The sequence below is a fragment of the Pseudonocardia hierapolitana genome (assembly GCF_007994075.1).
Classification (GTDB): domain Bacteria; phylum Actinomycetota; class Actinomycetes; order Mycobacteriales; family Pseudonocardiaceae; genus Pseudonocardia; species Pseudonocardia hierapolitana.
In genome coordinates, this window is sequence record NZ_VIWU01000001.1 from 8,364,134 (window position 1) to 8,383,863 (window position 19,730).

At 72.1% G+C, this 19,730-nt stretch carries 19 protein-coding genes; 9 read left to right on the forward strand and 10 right to left on the reverse strand.

Translation table 11 applies throughout. The features are described from left to right. Positions 1-111: 111 nt before the first annotated feature. The 7 genes from FHX44_RS39410 (at position 112) to FHX44_RS39440 (ending at position 7,081) form a co-directional block, all read left to right on the forward strand. Positions 112-1,230: an NDMA-dependent alcohol dehydrogenase gene (locus FHX44_RS39410; RefSeq protein ID WP_147260419.1), complete on the forward strand. Its 1,119-nt coding sequence runs from the start codon at positions 112-114 to the stop codon at positions 1,228-1,230. A gap of 3 nt (positions 1,231-1,233) precedes the next feature. After that, a complete protein-coding gene (locus FHX44_RS39415; protein WP_147260420.1) occupies positions 1,234-2,550 on the forward strand; it encodes an MFS transporter in 1,317 nt (438 codons plus the stop codon). Positions 2,551-2,653: 103 nt separating this feature from the next. Beyond that, positions 2,654-3,421 (forward strand): SGNH/GDSL hydrolase family protein, encoded by a 768-nt coding sequence (locus FHX44_RS39420; RefSeq protein ID WP_147260421.1) that lies wholly within the window; start codon positions 2,654-2,656, stop codon positions 3,419-3,421. A 36-nt stretch (positions 3,422-3,457) separates the two neighbouring features. Next, complete coding sequence (locus FHX44_RS39425; protein ID WP_147260422.1) at positions 3,458-5,803, forward strand: molybdopterin oxidoreductase family protein; 2,346 nt, start codon at positions 3,458-3,460, stop codon at positions 5,801-5,803. After that, entirely contained in the window at positions 5,800-6,285 is a 486-nt protein-coding gene (locus FHX44_RS39430) for a hypothetical protein (RefSeq protein WP_147260423.1), read from the forward strand. The genes FHX44_RS39425 and FHX44_RS39430 overlap by 4 nt, the downstream gene beginning before the upstream one ends. Before the next feature lie 98 nt (positions 6,286-6,383). Continuing rightward, a complete protein-coding gene (locus FHX44_RS39435) occupies positions 6,384-6,758 on the forward strand; it encodes a cupin domain-containing protein (protein ID WP_147260424.1) in 375 nt (124 codons plus the stop codon). A gap of 5 nt (positions 6,759-6,763) precedes the next feature. Beyond that, on the forward strand, positions 6,764-7,081 hold the full coding sequence (locus tag FHX44_RS39440) for a hypothetical protein (protein ID WP_147260425.1): 318 nt from the start codon (positions 6,764-6,766) through the stop codon (positions 7,079-7,081). A 71-nt stretch (positions 7,082-7,152) separates the two neighbouring features. Here the strand turns inward: FHX44_RS39440 and FHX44_RS39445 are convergent, their stop codons facing one another. Then, positions 7,153-7,920, reverse strand: a complete 768-nt coding sequence (locus FHX44_RS39445; protein ID WP_147260426.1) for a class I SAM-dependent methyltransferase — start codon at positions 7,918-7,920, stop codon at positions 7,153-7,155. 76 nt (positions 7,921-7,996) lie between these two features. On the opposite strand from FHX44_RS39445, the gene FHX44_RS39450 reads away from it, so the two are divergent. Then, entirely contained in the window at positions 7,997-8,503 is a 507-nt protein-coding gene (locus FHX44_RS39450; protein WP_147260427.1) for a winged helix-turn-helix transcriptional regulator, read from the forward strand. Between the two features lie 54 nt (positions 8,504-8,557). Continuing rightward, positions 8,558-9,052, forward strand: a complete 495-nt coding sequence (locus FHX44_RS39455) for a MarR family winged helix-turn-helix transcriptional regulator (protein WP_147260428.1) — start codon at positions 8,558-8,560, stop codon at positions 9,050-9,052. A gap of 36 nt (positions 9,053-9,088) precedes the next feature. Here FHX44_RS39455 and FHX44_RS39460 read toward each other — a convergent pair whose 3' ends face one another. The 9 genes from FHX44_RS39460 to FHX44_RS39500 all read right to left on the reverse strand — a co-directional run bounded on the left by FHX44_RS39460 (position 9,089) and on the right by FHX44_RS39500 (position 19,701). Then, positions 9,089-11,362: a glycoside hydrolase family 3 C-terminal domain-containing protein gene (locus FHX44_RS39460; RefSeq protein ID WP_147260429.1), complete on the reverse strand. Its 2,274-nt coding sequence runs from the start codon at positions 11,360-11,362 to the stop codon at positions 9,089-9,091. Positions 11,363-11,413: 51 nt separating this feature from the next. After that, entirely contained in the window at positions 11,414-12,703 is a 1,290-nt protein-coding gene (locus tag FHX44_RS39465; protein WP_147260430.1) for a glycosyltransferase, read from the reverse strand. After that, positions 12,700-14,943 (reverse strand): glycoside hydrolase domain-containing protein, encoded by a 2,244-nt coding sequence (locus FHX44_RS39470; protein WP_342793518.1) that lies wholly within the window; start codon positions 14,941-14,943, stop codon positions 12,700-12,702. The genes FHX44_RS39465 and FHX44_RS39470 overlap by 4 nt, the downstream gene beginning before the upstream one ends. A gap of 311 nt (positions 14,944-15,254) precedes the next feature. Next, on the reverse strand, positions 15,255-15,842 hold the full coding sequence (locus tag FHX44_RS39475; RefSeq protein WP_147260432.1) for a nitrile hydratase subunit alpha: 588 nt from the start codon (positions 15,840-15,842) through the stop codon (positions 15,255-15,257). Next, entirely contained in the window at positions 15,839-16,120 is a 282-nt protein-coding gene (locus FHX44_RS44095; protein WP_147260433.1) for an SH3-like domain-containing protein, read from the reverse strand. Before FHX44_RS44095 ends, FHX44_RS39475 begins: the two co-directional genes overlap by 4 nt. Then, positions 16,113-16,382 carry an SH3-like domain-containing protein gene (locus tag FHX44_RS44100; protein WP_147260434.1) on the reverse strand — a complete coding sequence of 90 codons (270 nt, stop codon included), beginning with the start codon at positions 16,380-16,382 and terminating at the stop codon, positions 16,113-16,115. The genes FHX44_RS44095 and FHX44_RS44100 overlap by 8 nt, the downstream gene beginning before the upstream one ends. Positions 16,383-16,738: 356 nt before the next feature. After that, positions 16,739-17,203 carry a nuclear transport factor 2 family protein gene (locus FHX44_RS39490; RefSeq protein WP_147260435.1) on the reverse strand — a complete coding sequence of 155 codons (465 nt, stop codon included), beginning with the start codon at positions 17,201-17,203 and terminating at the stop codon, positions 16,739-16,741. 13 nt (positions 17,204-17,216) lie between these two features. Next, positions 17,217-18,854, reverse strand: a complete 1,638-nt coding sequence (locus tag FHX44_RS39495) for an FAD-dependent oxidoreductase (protein ID WP_147260436.1) — start codon at positions 18,852-18,854, stop codon at positions 17,217-17,219. A 1-nt stretch (position 18,855) separates the two neighbouring features. Then, the gene (locus tag FHX44_RS39500; protein ID WP_147260437.1) at positions 18,856-19,701 is read right to left on the reverse strand and encodes a mycofactocin-coupled SDR family oxidoreductase; all 846 of its coding nucleotides are present in this window, start codon (positions 19,699-19,701) and stop codon (positions 18,856-18,858) included. Positions 19,702-19,730 lie beyond the last annotated feature (29 nt).

A 19,730-nucleotide genomic window follows, 5' to 3' on the forward strand; every position in this document is an offset into this window, starting at 1 on the left:
GTGCACGCGACGCATGACGTAAGACCACGCCGCCATGCGTCGATCGCCGGTGCCCCTCCCGATCTCTAGCGTCGCTGAGGACTTCGTCCGGTCAGCGACGACGGGAGCGCCATGCGCACGAAGGCAGCGATCATCCGGGAGACCGGCAAGCCGTGGGAGCTGGTCGACCTCGAGCTCGACGAACCGCGCGACGGCGAGGTGCTCATCAGGTTCGCCGTGTCGGGGATGTGCCACTCCGACGAGCACCTGCGCACCGGTGACGCGAAGTGCCGCCTGCCGATCGTGGGTGGGCACGAGGGCGCGGGCGTCGTCGAGGCGGTCGGCCCGAACGTCACGCGGGTGCGGCCCGGCGACCACGTGGTGTGCTCGTTCATCCCGGCGTGCGGCACGTGCCGCTACTGCTCCTCCGGCCGGCAGAACCTCTGCGACCAGGGCGCGCAGATGGTCACCGGGATGCTCGCCGACGGCACGTTCCGGTTCCACGACGAGTGGGGCGAGGACCTGGGCGGGTTCTGCATGCTCGGCACGTTCTCGCAGCGTGCGGTCGTCTCACAGGCGTCCTGCGTGCGGATCGACGACGACATCCCGTTCGAGGTCGCCGCGCTCACCGGCTGCGGGGTGCCGACCGGCTGGGGCACATCGGTCTACGCGGCGGGCGTGCGGCCCGGCGACACGGTCGTGATCTTCGGTGTCGGCGGGGTCGGGTCGAACGCCGTGCAGGGCGCGCGCCACGCGGGCGCCAAGCACATCGTCGCGGTGGACCCGGTCGCGTTCAAACGGGAGAAGTCGCTGGACTTCGGGGCCACCCACACCTTCGCCGACGCGGCCGAGGCGCACGAGGCCGTCGTCGACCTGACCCGCGGGCAGCTGGCCGACCACGCCATCTGCACCGTCGGCGTGCTGACCTCGGAGGTCGTGTCGCAGGCGGCCGCGATCGTCGGCAAGGGCGGGCAGGTCACCGTCACCTCGGTCGGCCGCAGCACCGACACCCAGGTGCAGCTCGCGGCCAACGGGATGCTGGTGGGCTACCAGCGGCGGATCCAGGGCCACGTCTTCGGCATGTGCAACCCGCTGCTCGACATCCCGCGGCTGCTCGACCTCTACCGGGTGGGCCGGCTGAAACTCGACGAGCTGATCACGCGCGAGTACGGCCTCGACGAGATCAACCAGGGCTACCAGGACCTGGATGACGGCAAGCTCATCCGCGGCATCGTCGTGCACGAGGACTGACCCGTGACCATCGACAGCGCGGCGGAGTCGCCGCTCCAGGACGATGCGCGGATCGCGACGCAACGGCGCCGCGTCCTGATCTCGGGCACCATCGGCACCACGATCGAGTACTTCGACTTCCTGCTGTTCGGCCTGATCGCCCCCGTGGTGTTCAACCAGCTCTTCTTCCCGCAGGCCGACCCGCTGGTCGGCACGATCGCGGTGCTCGCGACGTTCGCCGTCGGCTACGTCGCGCGGCCGCTCGGCGGGTTCGTCTTCGGCCACTTCGGCGACCGCGTCGGACGCAAGCCGATCATGTTCGTGACGCTGGTCCTGATGGGTGCAGCCACGACCGGCATCGGGCTCCTGCCCACGTACGCGGCGATCGGCGTCGCGGCGCCGGTCCTGCTCACGCTCCTGCGGTGCGTGCAGGGCTTCGCGCTCGGCGGCGAGACCGTCGGCGCGACGATCATGGCGACCGAGAGCGCACCGCAGGGCAAGCGCGGCGGCTACGCCGGCACGATCCAGATCGGCGGGGCGCTCGGCTCGGTACTGGCGTCGCTCGCGGCCGCCCTCGTGGCGAGCATGCCCACCGAGGAGGCGCTCGCCTGGGGCTGGCGGGTGCCATTCCTGCTCAGCGCCGTGCTCGTGGTGGTCGGCGTGTACGTCCGCACCCGGATCAACGAGTCACCGGTCTTCACGAACGCGGTGCGGGAGGCCCCGCCGAAGGCCCCTCTGCTGGTCGCGCTGCGGGAGGAGCCGAAGGCCTGCCTCACCGTGTTCCTCTGCGTGATCACCGAGACCAGCATGCTGCAGCTCTTCACGGTGTACGCGCTCGTCCACGGGGGCAGGGAGCTCGGGATCCCGACGTCGGTGATGTTGAACGGCGTGCTCATCGGCAACATCGTCGGCATCGCGATGAACCCGCTCTTCGGGCGCCTGTCCGACTTCGTCGGCCGCCGCATCCTGATCGCGGGGTCGCTCGTCATCGGCGCGCTCTACACGGCGTTCGCCTTCTTCCCGATGCTCGCGAGCGGGAACACCGTCCTCATCGTGCTGGCGCTGGCGATCCCGCCGGCCGTCATCCAGACGATGATCTTCGCGACGGAGGCCAGCTTCTTCGCGGAGCTCTTCCGCGGGGCCGCACGCCGGTTCTCGGGCCTGGCCGTGAGCCGTCAGGTGGGCGGGGTGATCGGGGGTCTCTTCCCGCTGATCGCTGCGGCCCTGTACGCGGCCGCTGGGTCGGTGTGGGCGGTGGTCGGCTACTACGCGGCGATCTCGGCGATCTCGCTCGCCGCGGTGCTCGCGGCCCGCGAGACCCACCGGGAGGTGCTCGGCTGATCCGGCCTCCGGCGCCACGTCGACCCGGTCGACGAGACCGGCCTCGAGACGCGTCCGCCCGTCGTGGTCAACTGGCGGGAGCGTTGTCATGCGAGGAGGTGCGGTGCGGTACGCGGCGATCGGGGACAGCTTCACGGAGGGCGTCGGTGACGAGCTCCCGGACGGGGCGGTCCGGGGGTGGGCCGACAGGGTGGCGGCGGGGCTGGCAGCCACCCGCGGCGGCGACGTGCAGTACGCCAACCTGGCGGTCCGCGGGCGCCTGCTGGCGCCCATCGTGACCGACCAGCTCGAAGCGGCCTTGTCCCTCGTACCGGCCCCCACGCTGATCACGCTCAACGGTGGCGGCAACGACATGCTGCGCCCGGGCGTCGACGTGGCGAACCTGGTGGCCCTGACCGAACGGGCGGTCCACCGCTGCGCGGAAACCGGCGTGCGGCTGGTGCTGATCAGCGGCGCCGACCCGTCGGACCGGCTCCCCTTCGGACGAACGGTCCACCGGCGCGCCGCGCAGCTGACCGCGGGCGTCGCGGCGCTGGCCACCGCACACGGGCTGGAGTTCGTCGACGTCTTCCACGACGCCGAGATCCGCCGCCCCGAGTACTGGTCGGCGGACCGGCTGCACCTGAACGGCGCGGGCCACCAGCGGGTGGCCGAGCTCGTGCTCGCGACGCTGGGCGAGGGTCCGGCGGCTCAGGCGGCGAGCGCCGGGTCGCCCGCGGCCCGCCGCCTGCTCGCGGAGGCCCGGTACTACCGGGAGCACGTCCTGCCGTGGGTCGGGCGCCGCCTGCGCGGCCGCTCGTCCGGTGACGACCGGACGGCGAAGCACGCCGCGTGGATCCCGGTCCCCGCCGTCGACCGGACGGCGGGCTAGCGGCACAGTCCGCGCGGATGTGGGTAGTCCCGCGACATGCAACAACCGGACAGGATCGCGCACCCGTGGGGCGAGCGGACGCCCTACGGCCGGGACGGGCGCTGGCCCGCTCGCGTCGACCAGCACCTCGCCGACGGCGTCGCGCCCGAGGACGTGCAGCGATGGGCGAAGAGCGCGTCGTTGCTGCACTCGAACGGTGACGCGATGGACATCGCCGTGGTCGACGGGCGGATCGTCGGGGTGCGCGGGCGCGCGGACGACCGGGTCAACGGCGGGCGGCTGGGTCCCAAGGACCTGTTCGGCTGGCAGGCGAACGCCTCGCCGGACCGCCTGACCCGGCCGCTGGTGCGGATGGGCGGACGGCTGGTCGAGACCGACTGGGACACGGCCATGGGCCGCGTCGTCGCCGAGTCGAAGCGCCTGCTGGAGCGGCGCGGCCCGTCCGCGATCGGCTTCTACACCACCGGGCAGCTGTTCCTCGAGGAGTACTACACCCTCGCCGCGATCGCGCGCGGCGCGATCGGCACCAATCACCTCGACGGGAACACGCGCCTGTGCACGGCGACCGCCGCGGCGGCACTGAAGGAGACCTTTGCCTGCGACGGGCAGCCCGGCTCCTTCACCGACGTCGACCACGCCGACGTGATCGCACTCTTCGGGCACAACGCGGCCGAGACGCAACCGGTGCTGTGGATGCGGATCCTCGACCGGCTGGCCGGGCCGAACCCGCCCGCGCTCGTCTGCGTCGACCCGCGGGACACGCCCGTCGCCGACGCCGCCCGGGAGAGCGGCGGCGTGCACCTCGCACCGCTGCCCGGCACCAACGTCGCGCTGATGAACGGCCTGCTGCACGAGATCGTCGAGAACGGCTGGGTCGACCGCGAGTACGTCGAGGCGCACACCGTCGGGTTCGCCGAGCTCGAGAAGCGCGTGCAGGAGTACCCGCCCGATCGCGTCGCAGAGATCTGCCGGATCGAGCCGGAGCAGATCCGCTCCGCCGCCCGCGTGCTGGGCCGGGCGGAGCGGCTGCTGTCGACCGTGCTGCAGGGCTTCTACCAGTCCCACCAGGCGACCGCCGCCGCCGTGCAGGTCAACAACCTGAACCTGATCCGCGGCATGCTCGGCCGGCCCGGGTGCGGCATCCTGCAGATGAACGGCCAGCCGACGGCGCAGAACACGCGCGAGTGCGGCGCCGACGGCGACCTCACCGGGTTCCGGAACTGGGAGAACGACGCGCACGTGGCCGAACTGGCGCGGCACTGGAACGTCGAGCCGACGCGGATCCCGCACATGGCCCCGCCCACGCACGCGATGCAGATGTTCCGCTACGCCGAGCAGGGAAGCATCCGGATGCTCTGGGTGAGCGGCACCAACCCCGCCGTGTCGCTGCCCGAGCTCGTCCGGATCCGGCGGATCCTGTCGCAGCGGCGGCTCTTCCTCGTGGTGCAGGACATCTTCCTGTCCGAGACCGCGCAGCTCGCCGACGTCGTCCTACCGGCGGCGACCTGGGGCGAGAAGACCGGCACGTTCACCAACGCCGACCGCACCGTGCACTTCTCCGAGAAGGCCGTCGACCCGCCCGGACACGGCCGTCCGGACCTCGACATCTTCCTCGACTACGCGCGGCGCATGGACTTCCGCGACAAGGACGGCAGGCCGTTCCCGCAGTGGCACGACGGGGAGTCGGCGTTCGACGCCTGGGCGGCGTGCAGCGCCGGCCGGCCGTGCGACTACTCGGGCCTCTCCCACGCGAAGCTGCGGGAGGCACCGTCGGGCATCCAGTGGCCGTGCACGGCCGAGAACCCGGACGGCACGGAGCGCCTCTACACCGACGGCCGCTTCTGGAGCGCCCCGGACCACTGCGAGAGCTACGGCCGCGACCTCGTGACCGGAGCACCGCTGGAGGAGACCGAATACCGCGCGCTCAACCCGGACGCGAAAGCGATCCTCAAGGCGGCCGAGTACCTGCCACCGCACGAGCGGCCGAGCGACGAGTACCCCTTCGTGCTGATCACCGGCCGGACGATCCACCACTTCCACACCCGGACGAAGACGGGCCGCGTCCCGGAGCTTCAGGCGGCGGCGCCGGATGTGTGGGTGGAGTGCTCCAAGGACGACGCGCGAAGGCTCGGCCTCGCCGACGGGGATGCGGCGGAAGTCGCCACGCCACGGGGCACGATCACCGCGCGCGTGCGCATCGGCGACATCCGCGGAGGCGTCCTCTTCGTCCCGTTCCACTACGGCTACTGGGACACGACCGGCTCGGGTCCGGGCGGTGGTCGCGGTCGCGCCGCCAACGAGCTCACCGTGACCGACTGGGATCCGGCTTCCAAGCAACCGCTGTTCAAGACCGCGGCCGCACGACTGGGGGGTGCGTCATGAGCAAGCTGCGCCTGGTCCTGCGGGAGTTGCACCGCGGCGAGGCCGGCCTCGCCCGTGATCTGCTCGCCGTCGCCGACCGGCACCGGGCCGACCACGAGATCTTCCACGTGGCCCGCGACGTGGCGGGCTGGTCGCAGGAGCACGTCCGCCGGATCGCCGAGGTCGGCGCCGATTTCGGCGTCCGGCTGAACCCGGAGCCGCGCTGGACCCTGCCCGGGGTCGGCGTCCTGGGCAGGCGCGCCGGCGCCGCGCTCGCCCGCCGGCCGGCCTCCGGCCTGCTGCTGCTCGCCGATCTGCGCCACGTCCATCGGAAGGCGGCCGGGGTGTCGCTGGACTGGGAGCTGCTCGCCCAGGCCGCGCAGGCGATGAAGAAGCAGTCGCTGATGCAGCTCGCCGCCGACTGCCACCCCCAGACGCTGCGCCAGATGCGGTGGGCCAACGCGCAGCTCAAGGTGACGTCGCCGCAGGTGATCGCCTCCTGACCTGCGGTAATCCACCCGTTCGGTTGCTGGTTGGCGATCAGGCCCTGGCGTAGGTTCGGCCGCCCTCCGACGACCAGCGCAGATCCTGGAGGCACGCCATGACGGCCACGCAACCGATGGAACACGTGTCGTTCGAGAAGCCGGACGAGGTCCGTGAGGGCACGAACTGGCGGATGGAGCTGGTGAACCTCGCCGGTGGTGCGCAGGTTGGCCGGATCTCCCTGCAGCCGGGCTGGAAGTGGTCGAACGACGTGAAGCCGGTGGCAGGGACCGACCTGTGCATGGCCCCGCACCAGCAGTACCAGGTGAGCGGGCGCGTTCACGTCGCGATGGCGGACGGCGCCGAGCTCGAGGTCGGCCCGGGCGAGGTCGTCTCACTGCCGCCGGGGCACGACGCATGGGTGGTGGGTGACGAGCCCGTCGTGGCCATCGACTGGCAGGGCGCCTCCGTATGGGCCGCGAAGAAGGAGTAGGCGTCATGGGCGGGTTCATCCAGATCATCGAGATGCAGACGTCCCGCTTCGACGAGGTCGAGGCGCTGGGGAAGGAGATCCGCGCCCGCCTCGACGACGGCAGCCCGTCGAGCCCGCTGCGCGGGACGATCACCGCCGACCGGGACCGCCCCGGCGTCTACCTGAACATCGTCGAGTTCGACTCGTACGAGGCCGCGATGGAGAACTCGAGCCGGCCCGAGACCGGCGAGTTCGCCGCGCGCCTCGCGAAGCTCTGCGACGCGCCGCCGAAGTTCTACAACCTCGACGTGCGTGAGGTGTGGGAGCCGACGGCCCGCGGCTGAGCGGCCGCGCCGGAGCTGCGGAGCACTGCTCGTCGAACCGACCGGACGGCGGCTGTCCCGCGCGCTGACCGTCAGTGCGGCATGCGGGCGAAGCCGAGGTAGGTGACCACCGGAGTGTGATCCGGTGCGAGCGCGAACCCGACGACGCCGGGGATCTGGTCGTCGCCGATGCGCCCGCGCCTGCGGGCCAGCACCGCCGAGACGAGCGCCCGCGGACTCCTCGGTGCGAACCCGCACACGTCCTCACTGGTCAGACCGGCGCGGGCCAGCGCATCGGCCATCTCCTGCGGCCGGCGCAGGCGCTCGGCGCTGTAGCGACCGGGCGGCACGATCCGCGTCGGCGGGAAGGACTGGAACGCGCCCAGGTAGACCAGCCGGGAGACCGGGGTGCGGGTCACCGTGTCGTAGACGAGCACGCCGCCCGGCCGCAGCACCCGGGCCGCTTCCGCGAGCACGCGATCGAGATCCGCGGTGATCTCGAAGGTGTCGGCGTAGTACGCGAGGGCGAACGACGAGTCCGGCAGCTCCCCGAGGTCCTCCGCGCGCGCCGTCCGGTAGGTGACGGCGCCGTCGCCCGGGTCCGAGCGCCGCCGGGCCAGCTCCGTGGCCGCGGCCGACGGGTCGAGCGCCGTGACGTCCATGCCCAGCCGGGCCAGTCCACGGGCCAGATCACCCCGCCCGCTGCCGACCACCAGGGCGGGTCCGCCTGCCGTTGCGGCACCCACGGTGTCGAGCGTCCTGCGGACGTACTGCAGCCGGACCTGCTGGAAGGCGACGGCGCGGATGTGGCGCCCGTCGATCGCGTCGGCCGAGTCGAGCTGGATGCGTGGTGCGGACATGCGACTCCCCTGATCGAGTTCCTTCAGGGAACCCTATACGTCGAGTTCCCCGAGTGAACCCATGTACGGTGAGCCGATGACCAGGACACGACTCGCCGGGGTCGCGTGCTCGATCGCCCGGGCCACGGACCTGTTCACCGACGCCTGGACCGCGCTGATCATGCGCGACGTCCTCCTCGGGGTGACCCGGTTCGACGACATCGCCGAGGACCTGGGCATCTCGCGGAAGGTGCTGGCGGCCCGGCTCGCACGGCTCGTGGACGAGGGGGTGCTCGCACGCGAGCGCTACCAGGAGCGACCCCCACGCGAGCACTACATCGCCACCGAGAAGGGCGAGCAGCTCTACCCGGTACTGCTGGCGCTCATGGCCTGGGGCGACCGGTGGTACGCGGGTGAGGCGGGCCCGCCCGCGCTGGTCCACCACCTCACCTGCGGCCAGGACACGACGCCGGTCACCGTCTGCGCACACTGCGCCGGCTCGCTCACGCCGCGCAACACCACCCAGCTCCCGGGGCCCGGCGGGCAGGTCGGCCCGGGCACCCGCGTCCTCGCACCGCTGCTCGCCGGGCGATCCGCGCCGTGACATCACCATGTTGCTTCAGGCTCGAAGCAAGCGTGTCTGGTGAATGATGGAGGGATGACCGAGGGGCTCGATCCCCAGCAGCTGGGGGCCTACTTCGCGCTCTCGGAAGCCACCAGCCTGCTCCAGCACCACGTCGAACAGCACCTGCGCGCCGAGGGTGGCCTCAGCTACGTGCAGTTCCAGCTCCTGGCCCGCCTCGCCGAGGCCCACCGGCTGACGATGACGCAGCTCGCCGACGGCGTCGTCTACAGCCGCAGCGGCCTGACCTACCAGGCAGGCCTGCTGGAGAAGGCCGGCCTCATCACCCGCAGCCCCAGCACGGACGACGAGCGCGCGACGCTGGTGACGATCACGGAGAAGGGGCTGGCCCTGTTCGGCAGCATCCTGCCCGGCCACGTCCAGGTCGTCCGCCGCATGCTGCTCGACCCCCTGTCGGAGGCGGACCTGCGGCACCTGGGGGACATCATGACCCGGGTCCGCGACCACATGCGCGCCCTCCCGCCCCGCTCTGCGGCCGCGCGCAAGAGCCGCGCCGCGCGCTCGCCGTGATCCTCGCAGGGCCCGCGGGCCCTGCGAGGAGCCGACTCAGCCCGCGGCCTTCCGCAGGTCCTCCACCTCGGCCGGGGTCAGCGGCATTCCGGGGAACGTCACCAGCCGGGCGAGGGGGAAGTTCCCCACCACGTTGCGCATCTCCGGGTCGGTGAGCTGGCTCGGGCCCGCCGCGGCGAGCCGCTCCTCCAGCAGGCGCGACCCCACCGGGTGGGCCAGCCACTCCTCCAGGCTGGCGTCCTCGGCCAGTGGCGGCGCGGAGGTCGGCGCCGTGACGGTGACGGTCGCGCTCAGGCGCAGGTCGCGGGACGAGGCGCCCACGGCGATGCCGAACTCGCCGCCCTCGAACACCCACCGCCCCTGCCGGGGGTGGAAGTAGGACAGGTCGCGCCGGGTCAGCGCGAACGTCACGCGCCGGGACTCGCCGGGCTCCAGCGCGACCTTGGTGAACGCCTTCAGCTCGCGTACCGGGCGGGCGACGGCCGACGCCGGCGGGCCGACGTAGACCTGCACGACCTCCTCGCCTGCACGCGATCCGGTGTTGGTGACGGTCGCCGACACCGTGACGTCCTGCTCGCCGATGTTCTGCTCGCCGCCGACCGCGACCTCGAGGTCGGTGTAGCCGAAGGTGGTGTACGAGAGCCCGTGGCCGAAGGCGTAGGACACCTCCTGCTCGCGCGCGTCGTAGCCCCGGTAGCCGACGAAGACGCCCTCGCCGTAGTGCACCACCCCGAGCTCGCCGGGGAAGTTGAGGTAGGACGGGTTGTCCTGCAGCCGCAGCGGGACGGTCTCCGCCAGCCGGCCCGACGGGTTCGCCCGCCCCAGGAGCAGGTCGGCGATCGCGCCGCCACCCGCCTGCCCCGACAGCCAGCCCTCGAGGATCGCGGCGGCGTGGTGGTCCCAGCCCGCCACCTGGACCGTCGATCCGTTGACGAGCACCACGACCACCCGCGGGTTGACCTCCGCCACCGCAGCGAGCAACACCGTCTGGGCCGCCGGCAGCAGGATGTGCTCCCGGTCGAAGCCCTCCGACTCGTCGCCGGCCGGCAGGCCGAGGAAGAGCACGGCCACGTCGGCGCCACGGGCGGCCTCGACGGCCTCCGCGCGCAGCGCCTCGTCGTCGGCCGAGGGGTCGTCCACCCCGAAACCGGCCGCGAAGACCGCCCGGTCTCCGACGATCCCCCGGATCGCGCTCCACGCGTCGTCCAGCCGCGTCGGGTTGATCTGCGAGCTGCCGGCCCCCTGGTAGCGCGGGGTGCGTGCGAACTCGCCGATCACCGCGACGGTTGCCGTGGGGTCGAGCGGCAGCAACGGGGTGCCGTCCACGGGCTCGTTCTTCAACAGGACGGCGCAGTCGGCCGCCGCCGCGCGAGCCAGTGCGTGATGGGCGTCGGCATCGAACACGCCGCCCTCGCGGACGGCCGGGAGGGCGCGGGCCAGCAGGGTGAGGATCCGCCCGACCGCGCGGTCCAGCACGGCCTCGTCGAGCTCGCCGTAGCGCACCGCGGCCACGATCTCCGCGTCGGTGACGTGGCCGCCGGTCGCCGGCATCTGCAGGTCCAGCCCGGCGCGCAGGGCGGCGACGCGATCGGACACCGCGCCCCAGTCGGAGACGACCGCCCCGTCGAAGCCCCACTCGGTGCGCAGGACGTCGGTGAGCAGCCACGGGTGCTGCGATGCGTACGTCCCGTTGACCCTGTTGTAGGAGCACATCACCATCCACGGCCGCGCCTCGGTGACGACCCGCTCGAAACCGGCGAGGTAGATCTCCCGCAGCGTGCGCTCGTCGACCTCCGCGCTGACCCGCGCCCGGTCGGTCTCCTGGTTGTTGGCGGCGAAGTGCTTCACGCAGGCGCCGACGCCCGCGCTCTGGATCCCGCGCACCAGCGCGGCCCCGAGCACGCCGCTGACCAGCGGATCCTCCGACAGGTACTCGAAGTTGCGCCCGCAGAGCGGGGATCGCTTGATGTTGATGCCCGGCCCCAGAACCACGGCGACGTTCTCGGCCCGGGCCTCCGCCCCCAGCGCCCGTCCCACCCGCTCCACGAGCTCGGCGTCGAAGGAGGACCCCAGCGCCACGGCCGGCGGGAAGCAGGTCGCCGGTACCGAGTCGGACAGGCCCACGTGATCGGCGGCCGTGGCCTGCTTGCGCAGCCCGTGCGGGCCGTCGGTCAGCATGACCGCGGGGACGCCGGCGCGCTCGACGGCCTTCGTGTTCCAGAAGTCCGCGCCGGAGCACAGCGACGCCTTCTCCTCGAGCGTCAGGTCCGCGAGCAGGGCCGGCACGTCCACGGTCGGGGCGGTCGTCATGCGTTCACTCTCCCAGCCCCTGGGGGCTGTCGCGGTGAAGGCAGTCGGGCCTCAGCCGGCGTTCGCGGCGGCCCCGTCGACCAGGGTCACGTGCCTCGGGGCACCGAAGAGCTGGTCGAAGACCCGGGATCGGTCGAAGGCCATGGCGTGGTCGCGGCCGCGCAGCTCCAGGTTGCGCCGCTCGTGCTCGGGCATCTGCAGCACCACGCGGTCCAGGGCCGCCCGCAAGGCCTCGACGTCGCCGGCCTCCACGATCACGGCCGTGTCGCCGACGGCCTCGCCGGTGCCGCCGGTCAGTGTGGTGATCACCGGCCCGCCGCCCGCGAGCAGCTTCTCGGTGAGGGCGATGCCGAACGTCTCGACGAAGTCGGGCTCTGGCTTGGTGGGCAGGGCGTAGGTCGCGCACCCGCGCATCAGCAGCGGCTTCTCGTCGTCGTCCACGTCGGTGAGGAAGACGATCCGCTCGTCGTCGCCTGCGAGCGCACGGACCTCGGGCAGCGCAGGCCCGGTGCCCGCGACGACGAGCTTCACCCGGTCCCGCGCCCGGGACGCGGTGTAGGCGGCCACGAGGTCGTGGACGCCCTTGGCCCGGGTCACGCGCGACAGGAAGAGCACATAGCCGTCGCGTTCGAGGCCGCGCCGGGCGAGCGCCGCGTCGACCTCCGCCGGATCGAGGTCGAGGTAGGCGGAGGTGTCGATCGGCGGATAGCTGATGGTGACGCGGTCGCGGCACGCCCAGGCGAACCGCGTGCCGCAATGGGCGTCGACGGCCTCCGCGGCGAGGATGATCTGCTCGCGCGTGTACTCGGACACCGCGAGCACCTCGTCGTGGGCGAGGTAGGTGGTGAGCACGACGGCGGCCGCGCCGAACCGTCCCTCCCGCAGGCAGGACCGGATCACGTTCGTGACGTCGGATCCCACGGCCTTCGCCACCGTGTGCACGTCGGCGGGGAAGCCCGCCGCGCGGGCGGCGGCCACGGCGTCGACCACGACGTTCGCGTGCGGCGACAGGTACATCGACAGGCACGTGGTGGGGATCGGCTCGGCGAGCAGCTCGACCAGCCGCCCGGTGAGCCCGGCGAGGTGCCGCCCGTCCGGCACCCGGTAGTCGCCGACGGGCTCGGGGCGTTCCACGGTGATGCCGTCGGAGTACGGCAGCAGGCGGTCCAGTGGCTTCAGCGGCAGCCCGACGGCCTGCAGCGCGGCGATCGGCCAGGTGAGCAGCCGGACGTCGGTGAAGCCGCGATGCAGCGCCACCTCGGCCAGGTTGCGGGCCTCCCCGGAGTGACCGCAGATCACCGGATCGGCCCGCACGACGATCACGAGTCGGCGTTCGTTCATGATCGGCCACCTCCCGCTCGGGCATCGGACAGGGATGGTGGCCGGGCCGCGCTCCCCCACGGAGACGGCTCCGGCCCCAGTTCGAGCTGCAGCACGCCTCCGGCGTGCACGTCAGCGGCGGTGAGGTGGGTGGCCTCGAGAGGCTCGCCGTTCAGCCGCGCCGACTGGACGTACTGCACGGGCGGCGTCTGCTCGATGCCGTCCGCGCCGACGGGCGCCTCGCGGTGCCCGCTGGTCTCGATCACGAACTCGCCCCCCGCCACCTGCAGGGCGGCGCGGGCGAACGCGGGTGCGTTCACCAGGAACAGGCTCTGGCCGGCGATCGGGAAGAGCCCGAGCGACGCCCAGACGTACCACGAGGAGAGGCCGCCGGAGTCGTCGTTGCCCGGCAGGCCACCGGCCCCGGTGCCGAACTGCCAGGTCAGCGCGGCGTGCACGACCTCGGCGGTGCGGTCGGGGCGCCCGGCGTAGTGGTAGGCCCACGGCGCCTCCATGTCGGGCTCGTTGTTGAGCCCCTCGAACCGGTTGAGCGCGAAGCCTGCGGCCATCTCCTCGGCCGTGGGGCGCTGTCCGGGTTGCTTCACCGGTTCGGCGTCGAAGCCGAAGAAGGCGTCGAGCATGTCGATGAACGCGTCGTCGCCGCCGGCGAGCGCGATCCGCGCCCGCATGTCGTGCACGAGCCGGAACGAGTAGTTCCACTTGCCGCCCTCGTAGAACTCCGAGTCGCGCAGCAGCCCCGTCGACGGGTCGAAGGCGTTGACCCACCAGCGGCTGCGCGACTCCAGCTCGTCGGCGAGGCGCTTGTCGCCCAGAGCCCTGGCGACCGTGGCCGTGCAGTGGTGGCCGTAGGCGAGGTCGAGCGTGTGCGAGATCGGGTGCACGATGCCGTGCTCGAAGAAGTCCTCCCCGTAGAGGCGGCGCAGGTCGTCGGCCATGTGCACCAGGGCCCAGCTCCAGTCGATGCCGGGGAGCCCGAGCGCGTGCGCGTCGGCCAGCGCGGTGTGGGCGAGCGCGCTGGCCTGCCGGAAGAAGCGGTCCGCGCCGCGGGCCATCCGGTAGCCGATCGGGAAGTTGCCCTCCTCCTCGCAGACCCGGATCAACGACTCGAGCAGGTCGGTGGCGCGGTTCGGGGCGATGGTCATCAACAGCGGGATCTGGGTCTTGTAGAGGTCCCACATCGTGCAGATGTCGAACGCGAACGGTCCCGATGCCGGCCAGAACGGGCTCTCGTCGTCGCCGAAGCACGGCTTGATCAGCGAGTGGTAGAGCGCGGTGGCCATCACCTGCCGTCGGGCGGGCGTGCCGCCCTCGACCCGGACCCGGCCGATGTGCTCGGCCCATCGGTCGGCGGTGCGGGTCCGGACCGCGTCGAAGACCGGCTCGGCGCCCGCGCACTCGCGTTCCAGGTTGTCGCGCGCCTGGTCGCAGCCGCGCAGCGAGAACCCCAGGCGCACCTCGACGACGTCGCCCGCGCGCACGGGCCCCATGAACAGCAGCCCGAACGGGCGCAGGGTGGTCTGGCGGATGCTGTCGAAGTCGAGCCGGGTACCGCCCTCGATCAGCCGGCGGTCGTGCCAGAGCATCTGCCGCAACCCGGGCCCGTGCACCTCGAGGTGCACCGACAGCGGCACGCCCTCCAGCACCACGGTGCCCTGCGCGCGCCCGTGCCCCATGCTCTCGACGTGGGCGCGCAGCGGGACCGTGCGGCCGAGGTCGATGGCGAGCCCGCCGCAGGACAGGTCCACCACCACGCGGGCGCTGCGGCTCTCCGGGAACGTGTAGCGGTGGACGGCGACCTTCTCGCCGACCGTGATCTCGCAGTGGATGCCGGTGTCCAGCGTGGTGGCGTAGTACCCGGGCGTCGCCGTCTCGTCGCGCAGGGGCCACGCCTCGCCGAGGTCGTCGAGGGGCTGCACCATCGGCGTGACCCGCACGTAGTTGTAGTACTTGCGGATCGCGCCGGTTCCGGACTGCTGGAAATGCGTGAAACCGGACGCCTGCAGCGTTTCGAACATCTCCTCGGGAACACCCTCGGTGTTCTTGCTGTAGCGCCCGTAACCCGTGGGATAGGCCCCGGAGTAGGCGCACGCCGACACCATGCCGAGGGGCGAGGTGGCACCCGGATGGGTGTTGCCGACCTGCGGTTTCGGCCACCACCACGTGGCGGCGAGACCACTCGCGGGCGGAAGGCCGGTCGCGGCGGTCCCGATGAAGGGATCAACGTTGTCGAGAATGGCCAGACTGTAGAGCGGTGACCACTACTGTCCGGTTACGGCGGCGTTACGCGTAGTGATCTTGTCCTGGCACTCCGGCTGCGGATCGTTGTGTCCGTCCATGAAAGGCTTCCCGGCCCCGGACGTCGGTGGCCGCTGTATCGCGGTCATGGTCGATCCAGGCAGTCCCTCATTGCTGCCGGGTCCGCGCTGACGTGCTGCTCGCGGCGATCAACCGGGTGTGGTCGGTTCGAGCAGCACGCCGCTGCTGTCGCAGCGACCCTGCTGTACGGGTCCGGCGGTGCGGCAGACCATGATCACGGAATCCGGCAGTGGTGCTAGACCACTGCGGTGCCGATGAGCCCTTCCCGCGTGACCAGGGCCGCCAGCTCGGCCTCGGCCAGCCCGTCGGTGCCGTCCGGGCGCACGGGGAGCACCATGTGCCGGCTCTCGGCGCTCGTGTCGTGCACGACGATCTCGGTGTCCGCGGGGAGCTCCAGCCCGAACTCGGCCAGTACCTCCCGCGGCTCCCGGACGACGCGCGCCCGGTACGCCTCGCTCTTGTACCAGGACGGCGAGGGCCCCAGCAGCGCGATCGGGTAGCACGAGCACAGCGTGCACACGAGCACGTTGTGCCTGGTGGGAGTGTTCTCGACCACCGTGAACCGCTGCGGCTGCGGCCCGTGGCCCATCGAGAAGCCCAGCTCCTCGAGCGCCCGGTTCCCGTCGGCGAGCAGCCGCCCGCGGTAGGCCGGGTCGACCCAGGCGCGCGCGACGACGCGGGCCCCGTTCGCCGGCGACCCGGAGGCCACCCGCCCGATGATGGCGTCGAGCTGGTCGTCGCTGGTCAGCCCGGCGCCGATCAGCCGCTCCTCCAGGCGGCGCACCCGGACGGCGATCTCGGAGTTCGAGTGCTGTCCGCTCATGTGGCGACCTCCAGGTACGACTCCCACAGCTCCACCTGCACCCAGTGCCCGCCCGGCGGCCCCCAGAGATCCGCGGCCGGGAACCGGACCGTGTACACCGGCTCCACCCGCGGATCGGCGAACCCCTGCGCCCGGTCGTCGGCCAGCGGCCACGTCCCCTGCACCTCCACCACCTCGCCGACCTGCCCGCGGGCGTAGCGGGGCAGCCGGGTGTGGTGGGGTGGGTCCACGGTGCTGGTGCGCACGCGGTCGCCCACCGCGAAGCGGGGCTCACTCATGGCCCGCCGGCCCGTGGCCCGTCGTCAGGGTCTCGACGGCGTGGAGCCAGCGCTCGTAGTAGGACGCCGCCAGGTACTCGGCGGGTGGCATCCGCTCGATCGCGTCGCGGAACTGGTCGAGGTCGTAGACCCCCTGCCGCAGCATCGCGACGTTGAGCGCGTAGACCCGCGCCTCCCAGTCGGCGTGGAACGGCGGCTCGTCCTCCGCGACGAGGATCGGACCGAAGCCGGACTGGCCACCGACGTCGTTGACCCGCGACATGCCAGGAGCGTAGGCGCCGCCGGGCCGGTCACGCACGCCCTCACCCTCGATGAGCGACACATCGCCGTCCGGGAGGGTTCCCGCGCGCTGACGACGATCTCCACCGCGCTCCGCACGCTCCCGGCCGGCTGGCAGGTCCAGCGCGGCCAGGTCAACACCGCGATCAGCGGGATGACCTCCCCAGAACGGTCGGTGCCGGGCGCGGCGGGCCGATCTCCTTCGACAACCCGGACGGGCGACGGGCCGCCGGTGATCCGGCTGTGCCCGCTGCCCGCCTCATCGGGTGCTCGACCGCCGAGAACCACCAGCATGGTCGTCGCGCCGGGGCAACCGGCGGTACCCGTATGCCCTGACCGTCAGCGCGACGCGAGCCAGGGGTAGCGGTCGGTGTCCTTGCCCGCGTAGTCCGGGTCGAGGTAGATGAAGACCCGCTGGATCAGGAAGTCGCGGATTTCGAAGACGTCGCACCACCGCCCGGCACCCCAGTCCGGTACGCCTGCGCGCCAGGGGCCGTCCTGGTGCTCGCCGTAGCTGGTGCCCTCCGCGACGACGGTGTCACCGCCAGAGAAGATCCAGTTGAACGCGGCGTAGTCGTGCTTGATCGCCTTGAGCGTGCCGCCGACGTCGCCGAACAGCCGCCCGATCTCCTCCTTGCCCTCCGCGATGCCCCACTTCGGGAAGTACACCTGGGCGTCGTCGGCGAACAGGTCGAGGATGCTGCCGCCGGTGCTGGTCGTGCCCCCGTTGTCGAAGGCCTTGAGGTACTCCAGCGCCACGGACTTGCGCTGCTCGTCGGTCATGGTCCCCGTGGTGACTGCCACTTCTCCTCCTTGATCAGCCTGCGTGTGCGGCGGTGGCGGCCCGGTGGGCGAAGGCGATGATCGGGCCGAGGGTCGCGCCACCGGCCCAGTAGGCCTGCGCGGACGCCGACGCGACGCAGTTGCCCACGCCGTAGAGCCCGGGGATCGGTTCGCCGACGTCGTCGAGCACGCGGCCGTCGGGGTCGGTCCGCGGACCGCCCTTGGTGTCGAGCGTGCCGCCGGTGACCAGCGCCGCGTAGTACGGCCCGGTCTCGGCGAGCGGCCACATCGTGGGGTTCACCCGGCCCGGCTCGTCCTTCACGGGGCCGTTGAACAGCTGCTGCACGGCGGTCTCGCCGCGGTGGAAGTCCTCGTCCACGCCCTTCGTGGCGAGCTCGTCGAAGCGGGTGATCGTGGACCGCAGGTTCTCCAGGAACTCGGGCGCGAGCCGCAGTCCGCCGGTCCGGTCCGACACCGACTCCAACCGGGCGGCGATGGCGCCGGCCAGCTCGTCGAGCGTCGCGCCGCGGATCACGTGGGAGTCGTCGGCACCGGGCGGGACGATCAGCCTCCCGTACTCGGTGCTGGCGCTGTGGTCCTGGCTGCGCTGGTCCCAGATCTGGACGAGCACGAGGTTCGGGTACTCCCCCGCGGTGCCGTCCCATCGGAAGAACGCCTGCGCCAGCTCGTTGTAGGGCAGCTTCTCGTTGACGACCCGGCGTCCGGTCTTGTCGACGAAGAGCATCGAGTCGCCGGCCACGGAGAACATGCCGACGAGGTCGGGCCGGCCGGATCGCTCCAGCGGAACCGGGCACATCCAGGCGTAGTTCATGTTCCGCAGCTGCGCGCCCACCGCCGAGGCGATCCGGACGAAGTCGCCCTCGTTGGTCGCCGCGGCGCATCCCCGGTAGGCGGGGACGCCGAGGAAGTTGGCGCGCAGCTCGTCGTCGTGGGTGAAGCCCCCGGTCGCGAAGACGACGGCCTTGCGCGCGCCGACCCGGTGCGACCGCCCGTCCGGCGTGCTGGCCTCGACGCCGACGACGCGCCCCGCATCCACGATCAACCGCTGCACCCGGTGGCTCGTCCGGACCTCCACGCCGTCACGTGCCGCTGCCGCGCTCAGCGTGCGGATCGCGTTCTCCCCGCCGTCGGACATGGACTCCGACGCGTCGCGCGGTACCAGCACCCGCCCGTACGGCGCCTTGTCCTCCGGGATCTCGGCCCAGTAGTCGGGCACGGCCGGGCAGTGCCGGTAGGGCAGCGCATCCCGCTCGGCGAGGAGCTCCGCGGCGGGGCTCGCGCTGTCGTGGATGGCGCCCGCCATCGCGTACTCCCACTCGGTGAGCCCGAAGGTCGGGCTCTGCGGGTCGTACCGGGTGGGCCGGGACAGGCGGGCGACGTAGCGCAGGAAGTCGTCCTTCTCGTCGGTCAGCCCCGCGGCGCGCATCGGCTCGTTGTTCGGTACCCAGTACCAGAACGCCGCCTTCTTCGCGGTGCCGCCGAGCTCGGGCGCCTTCTCCAGCAGCACGACGTCGTCGCCGAGCCACCGCGCGAACAGGGCCGTCGGGAGGCCCGCGCCGCCGCCACCCACGACGACCACGTCGGCCTCGCGGTCGAACTCCCCGCCCGCCGCGGGCCGTGCGGTACCCCGAGCTGCACCTGCGTTGTTCATGTCACGCTCCCGAGTACTTCATGCTCATGCCGAGATCGACCGGCAATGCGATGCCCGTGACGTACCGGGACTCGTCGCAGGCAAGGAACAGCACGGCGTTGGCGACGTCCTCGACGTCGAGGTACGGCTCGTCCCACATGTTGATGTCCGCCAGCGCGGGCAGGGAATCCTCGAACGTCGGGTTCTCCAGGTCCGGCCGGTAGATCTTGGCGCTGGACGGGTTGTCGATCATCGTCGTGCGCACGTTCGTCGGGTGCACCGAGTTGACCCTGATGCGGTGCGGCGCCAGCTCGTTCGCGAGCGTCCGGGCCAGGCCGAGCACCCCGTGCTTGGCCGCGTTGTAGTGGGCGATGCCGGGGATTCCACGCAGGCCTGCGGTGGAGCTGATCAGGATGACCGAGCCGCCGGGTCCACGCTCGATCAGGTGCGGCACGGCGGCCTTGGTCGCGTGCCACACGCCGGTCAGGTTGACGTCGAGCATCGTCTGCCAGTCGGCCTCGTCGAGCTCCCAGCTCGGCCGGACGGCGTTGATGATCCCCGCGTTCGCCACCACGACGTCCAGGCCACCGAGCTCCTCCACCCCGGCGGCGAGGCCTCCGGCGAGCGCGTCGTGGTCGCGCACGTCGGCCACGAAGGACACGACCCGCCGGTCCAGCGCCTCGACCTCCTTGACGGTCTCGGCCAGGTCCTCCGGTGTCGCGGACGGGTAGCTCACGGTGTCGACGGGCCCCGCGATGTCCGTGACGATGATGTCCGCGCCCTCGCCCGCCAGCCGGATCGCGTGCGCACGACCCTGCCCGCGTGCCGCGCCGGTGATGAAGGCGACCTTGCCTTCCATGCGTCCCATGCCTGCTCCTCGTCCCTGCTGCTCGTCGG

Excerpts from the sequence above, each read along its gene's own strand:
- FHX44_RS39410 (WP_147260419.1), top strand. The coding sequence starts at position 112 with ATGCGCACGAAGGCAGCGATCATCCGGGAGACCGGCAAGCCGTGGGAG.
- FHX44_RS39425 (WP_147260422.1), top strand. The coding sequence starts at position 3,458 with ATGCAACAACCGGACAGGATCGCGCACCCGTGGGGCGAGCGGACGCCC.
- FHX44_RS39430 (WP_147260423.1), top strand. The coding sequence starts at position 5,800 with ATGAGCAAGCTGCGCCTGGTCCTGCGGGAGTTGCACCGCGGCGAGGCC.
- FHX44_RS39435 (WP_147260424.1), top strand. The coding sequence starts at position 6,384 with ATGACGGCCACGCAACCGATGGAACACGTGTCGTTCGAGAAGCCGGAC.
- FHX44_RS39440 (WP_147260425.1), top strand. The coding sequence starts at position 6,764 with ATGGGCGGGTTCATCCAGATCATCGAGATGCAGACGTCCCGCTTCGAC.
- FHX44_RS39445 (WP_147260426.1), bottom strand. The coding sequence starts at position 7,920 with ATGTCCGCACCACGCATCCAGCTCGACTCGGCCGACGCGATCGACGGG.
- FHX44_RS39450 (WP_147260427.1), top strand. The coding sequence starts at position 7,997 with ATGACCAGGACACGACTCGCCGGGGTCGCGTGCTCGATCGCCCGGGCC.
- FHX44_RS39455 (WP_147260428.1), top strand. The coding sequence starts at position 8,558 with ATGACCGAGGGGCTCGATCCCCAGCAGCTGGGGGCCTACTTCGCGCTC.
- FHX44_RS39460 (WP_147260429.1), bottom strand. The coding sequence starts at position 11,362 with ATGACGACCGCCCCGACCGTGGACGTGCCGGCCCTGCTCGCGGACCTG.
- FHX44_RS39465 (WP_147260430.1), bottom strand. The coding sequence starts at position 12,703 with ATGAACGAACGCCGACTCGTGATCGTCGTGCGGGCCGATCCGGTGATC.
- FHX44_RS39475 (WP_147260432.1), bottom strand. The coding sequence starts at position 15,842 with ATGAGCGGACAGCACTCGAACTCCGAGATCGCCGTCCGGGTGCGCCGC.
- FHX44_RS44095 (WP_147260433.1), bottom strand. The coding sequence starts at position 16,120 with ATGAGTGAGCCCCGCTTCGCGGTGGGCGACCGCGTGCGCACCAGCACC.
- FHX44_RS44100 (WP_147260434.1), bottom strand. The coding sequence starts at position 16,382 with ATGTCGCGGGTCAACGACGTCGGTGGCCAGTCCGGCTTCGGTCCGATC.
- FHX44_RS39495 (WP_147260436.1), bottom strand. The coding sequence starts at position 18,854 with ATGAACAACGCAGGTGCAGCTCGGGGTACCGCACGGCCCGCGGCGGGC.
- FHX44_RS39500 (WP_147260437.1), bottom strand. The coding sequence starts at position 19,701 with ATGGGACGCATGGAAGGCAAGGTCGCCTTCATCACCGGCGCGGCACGC.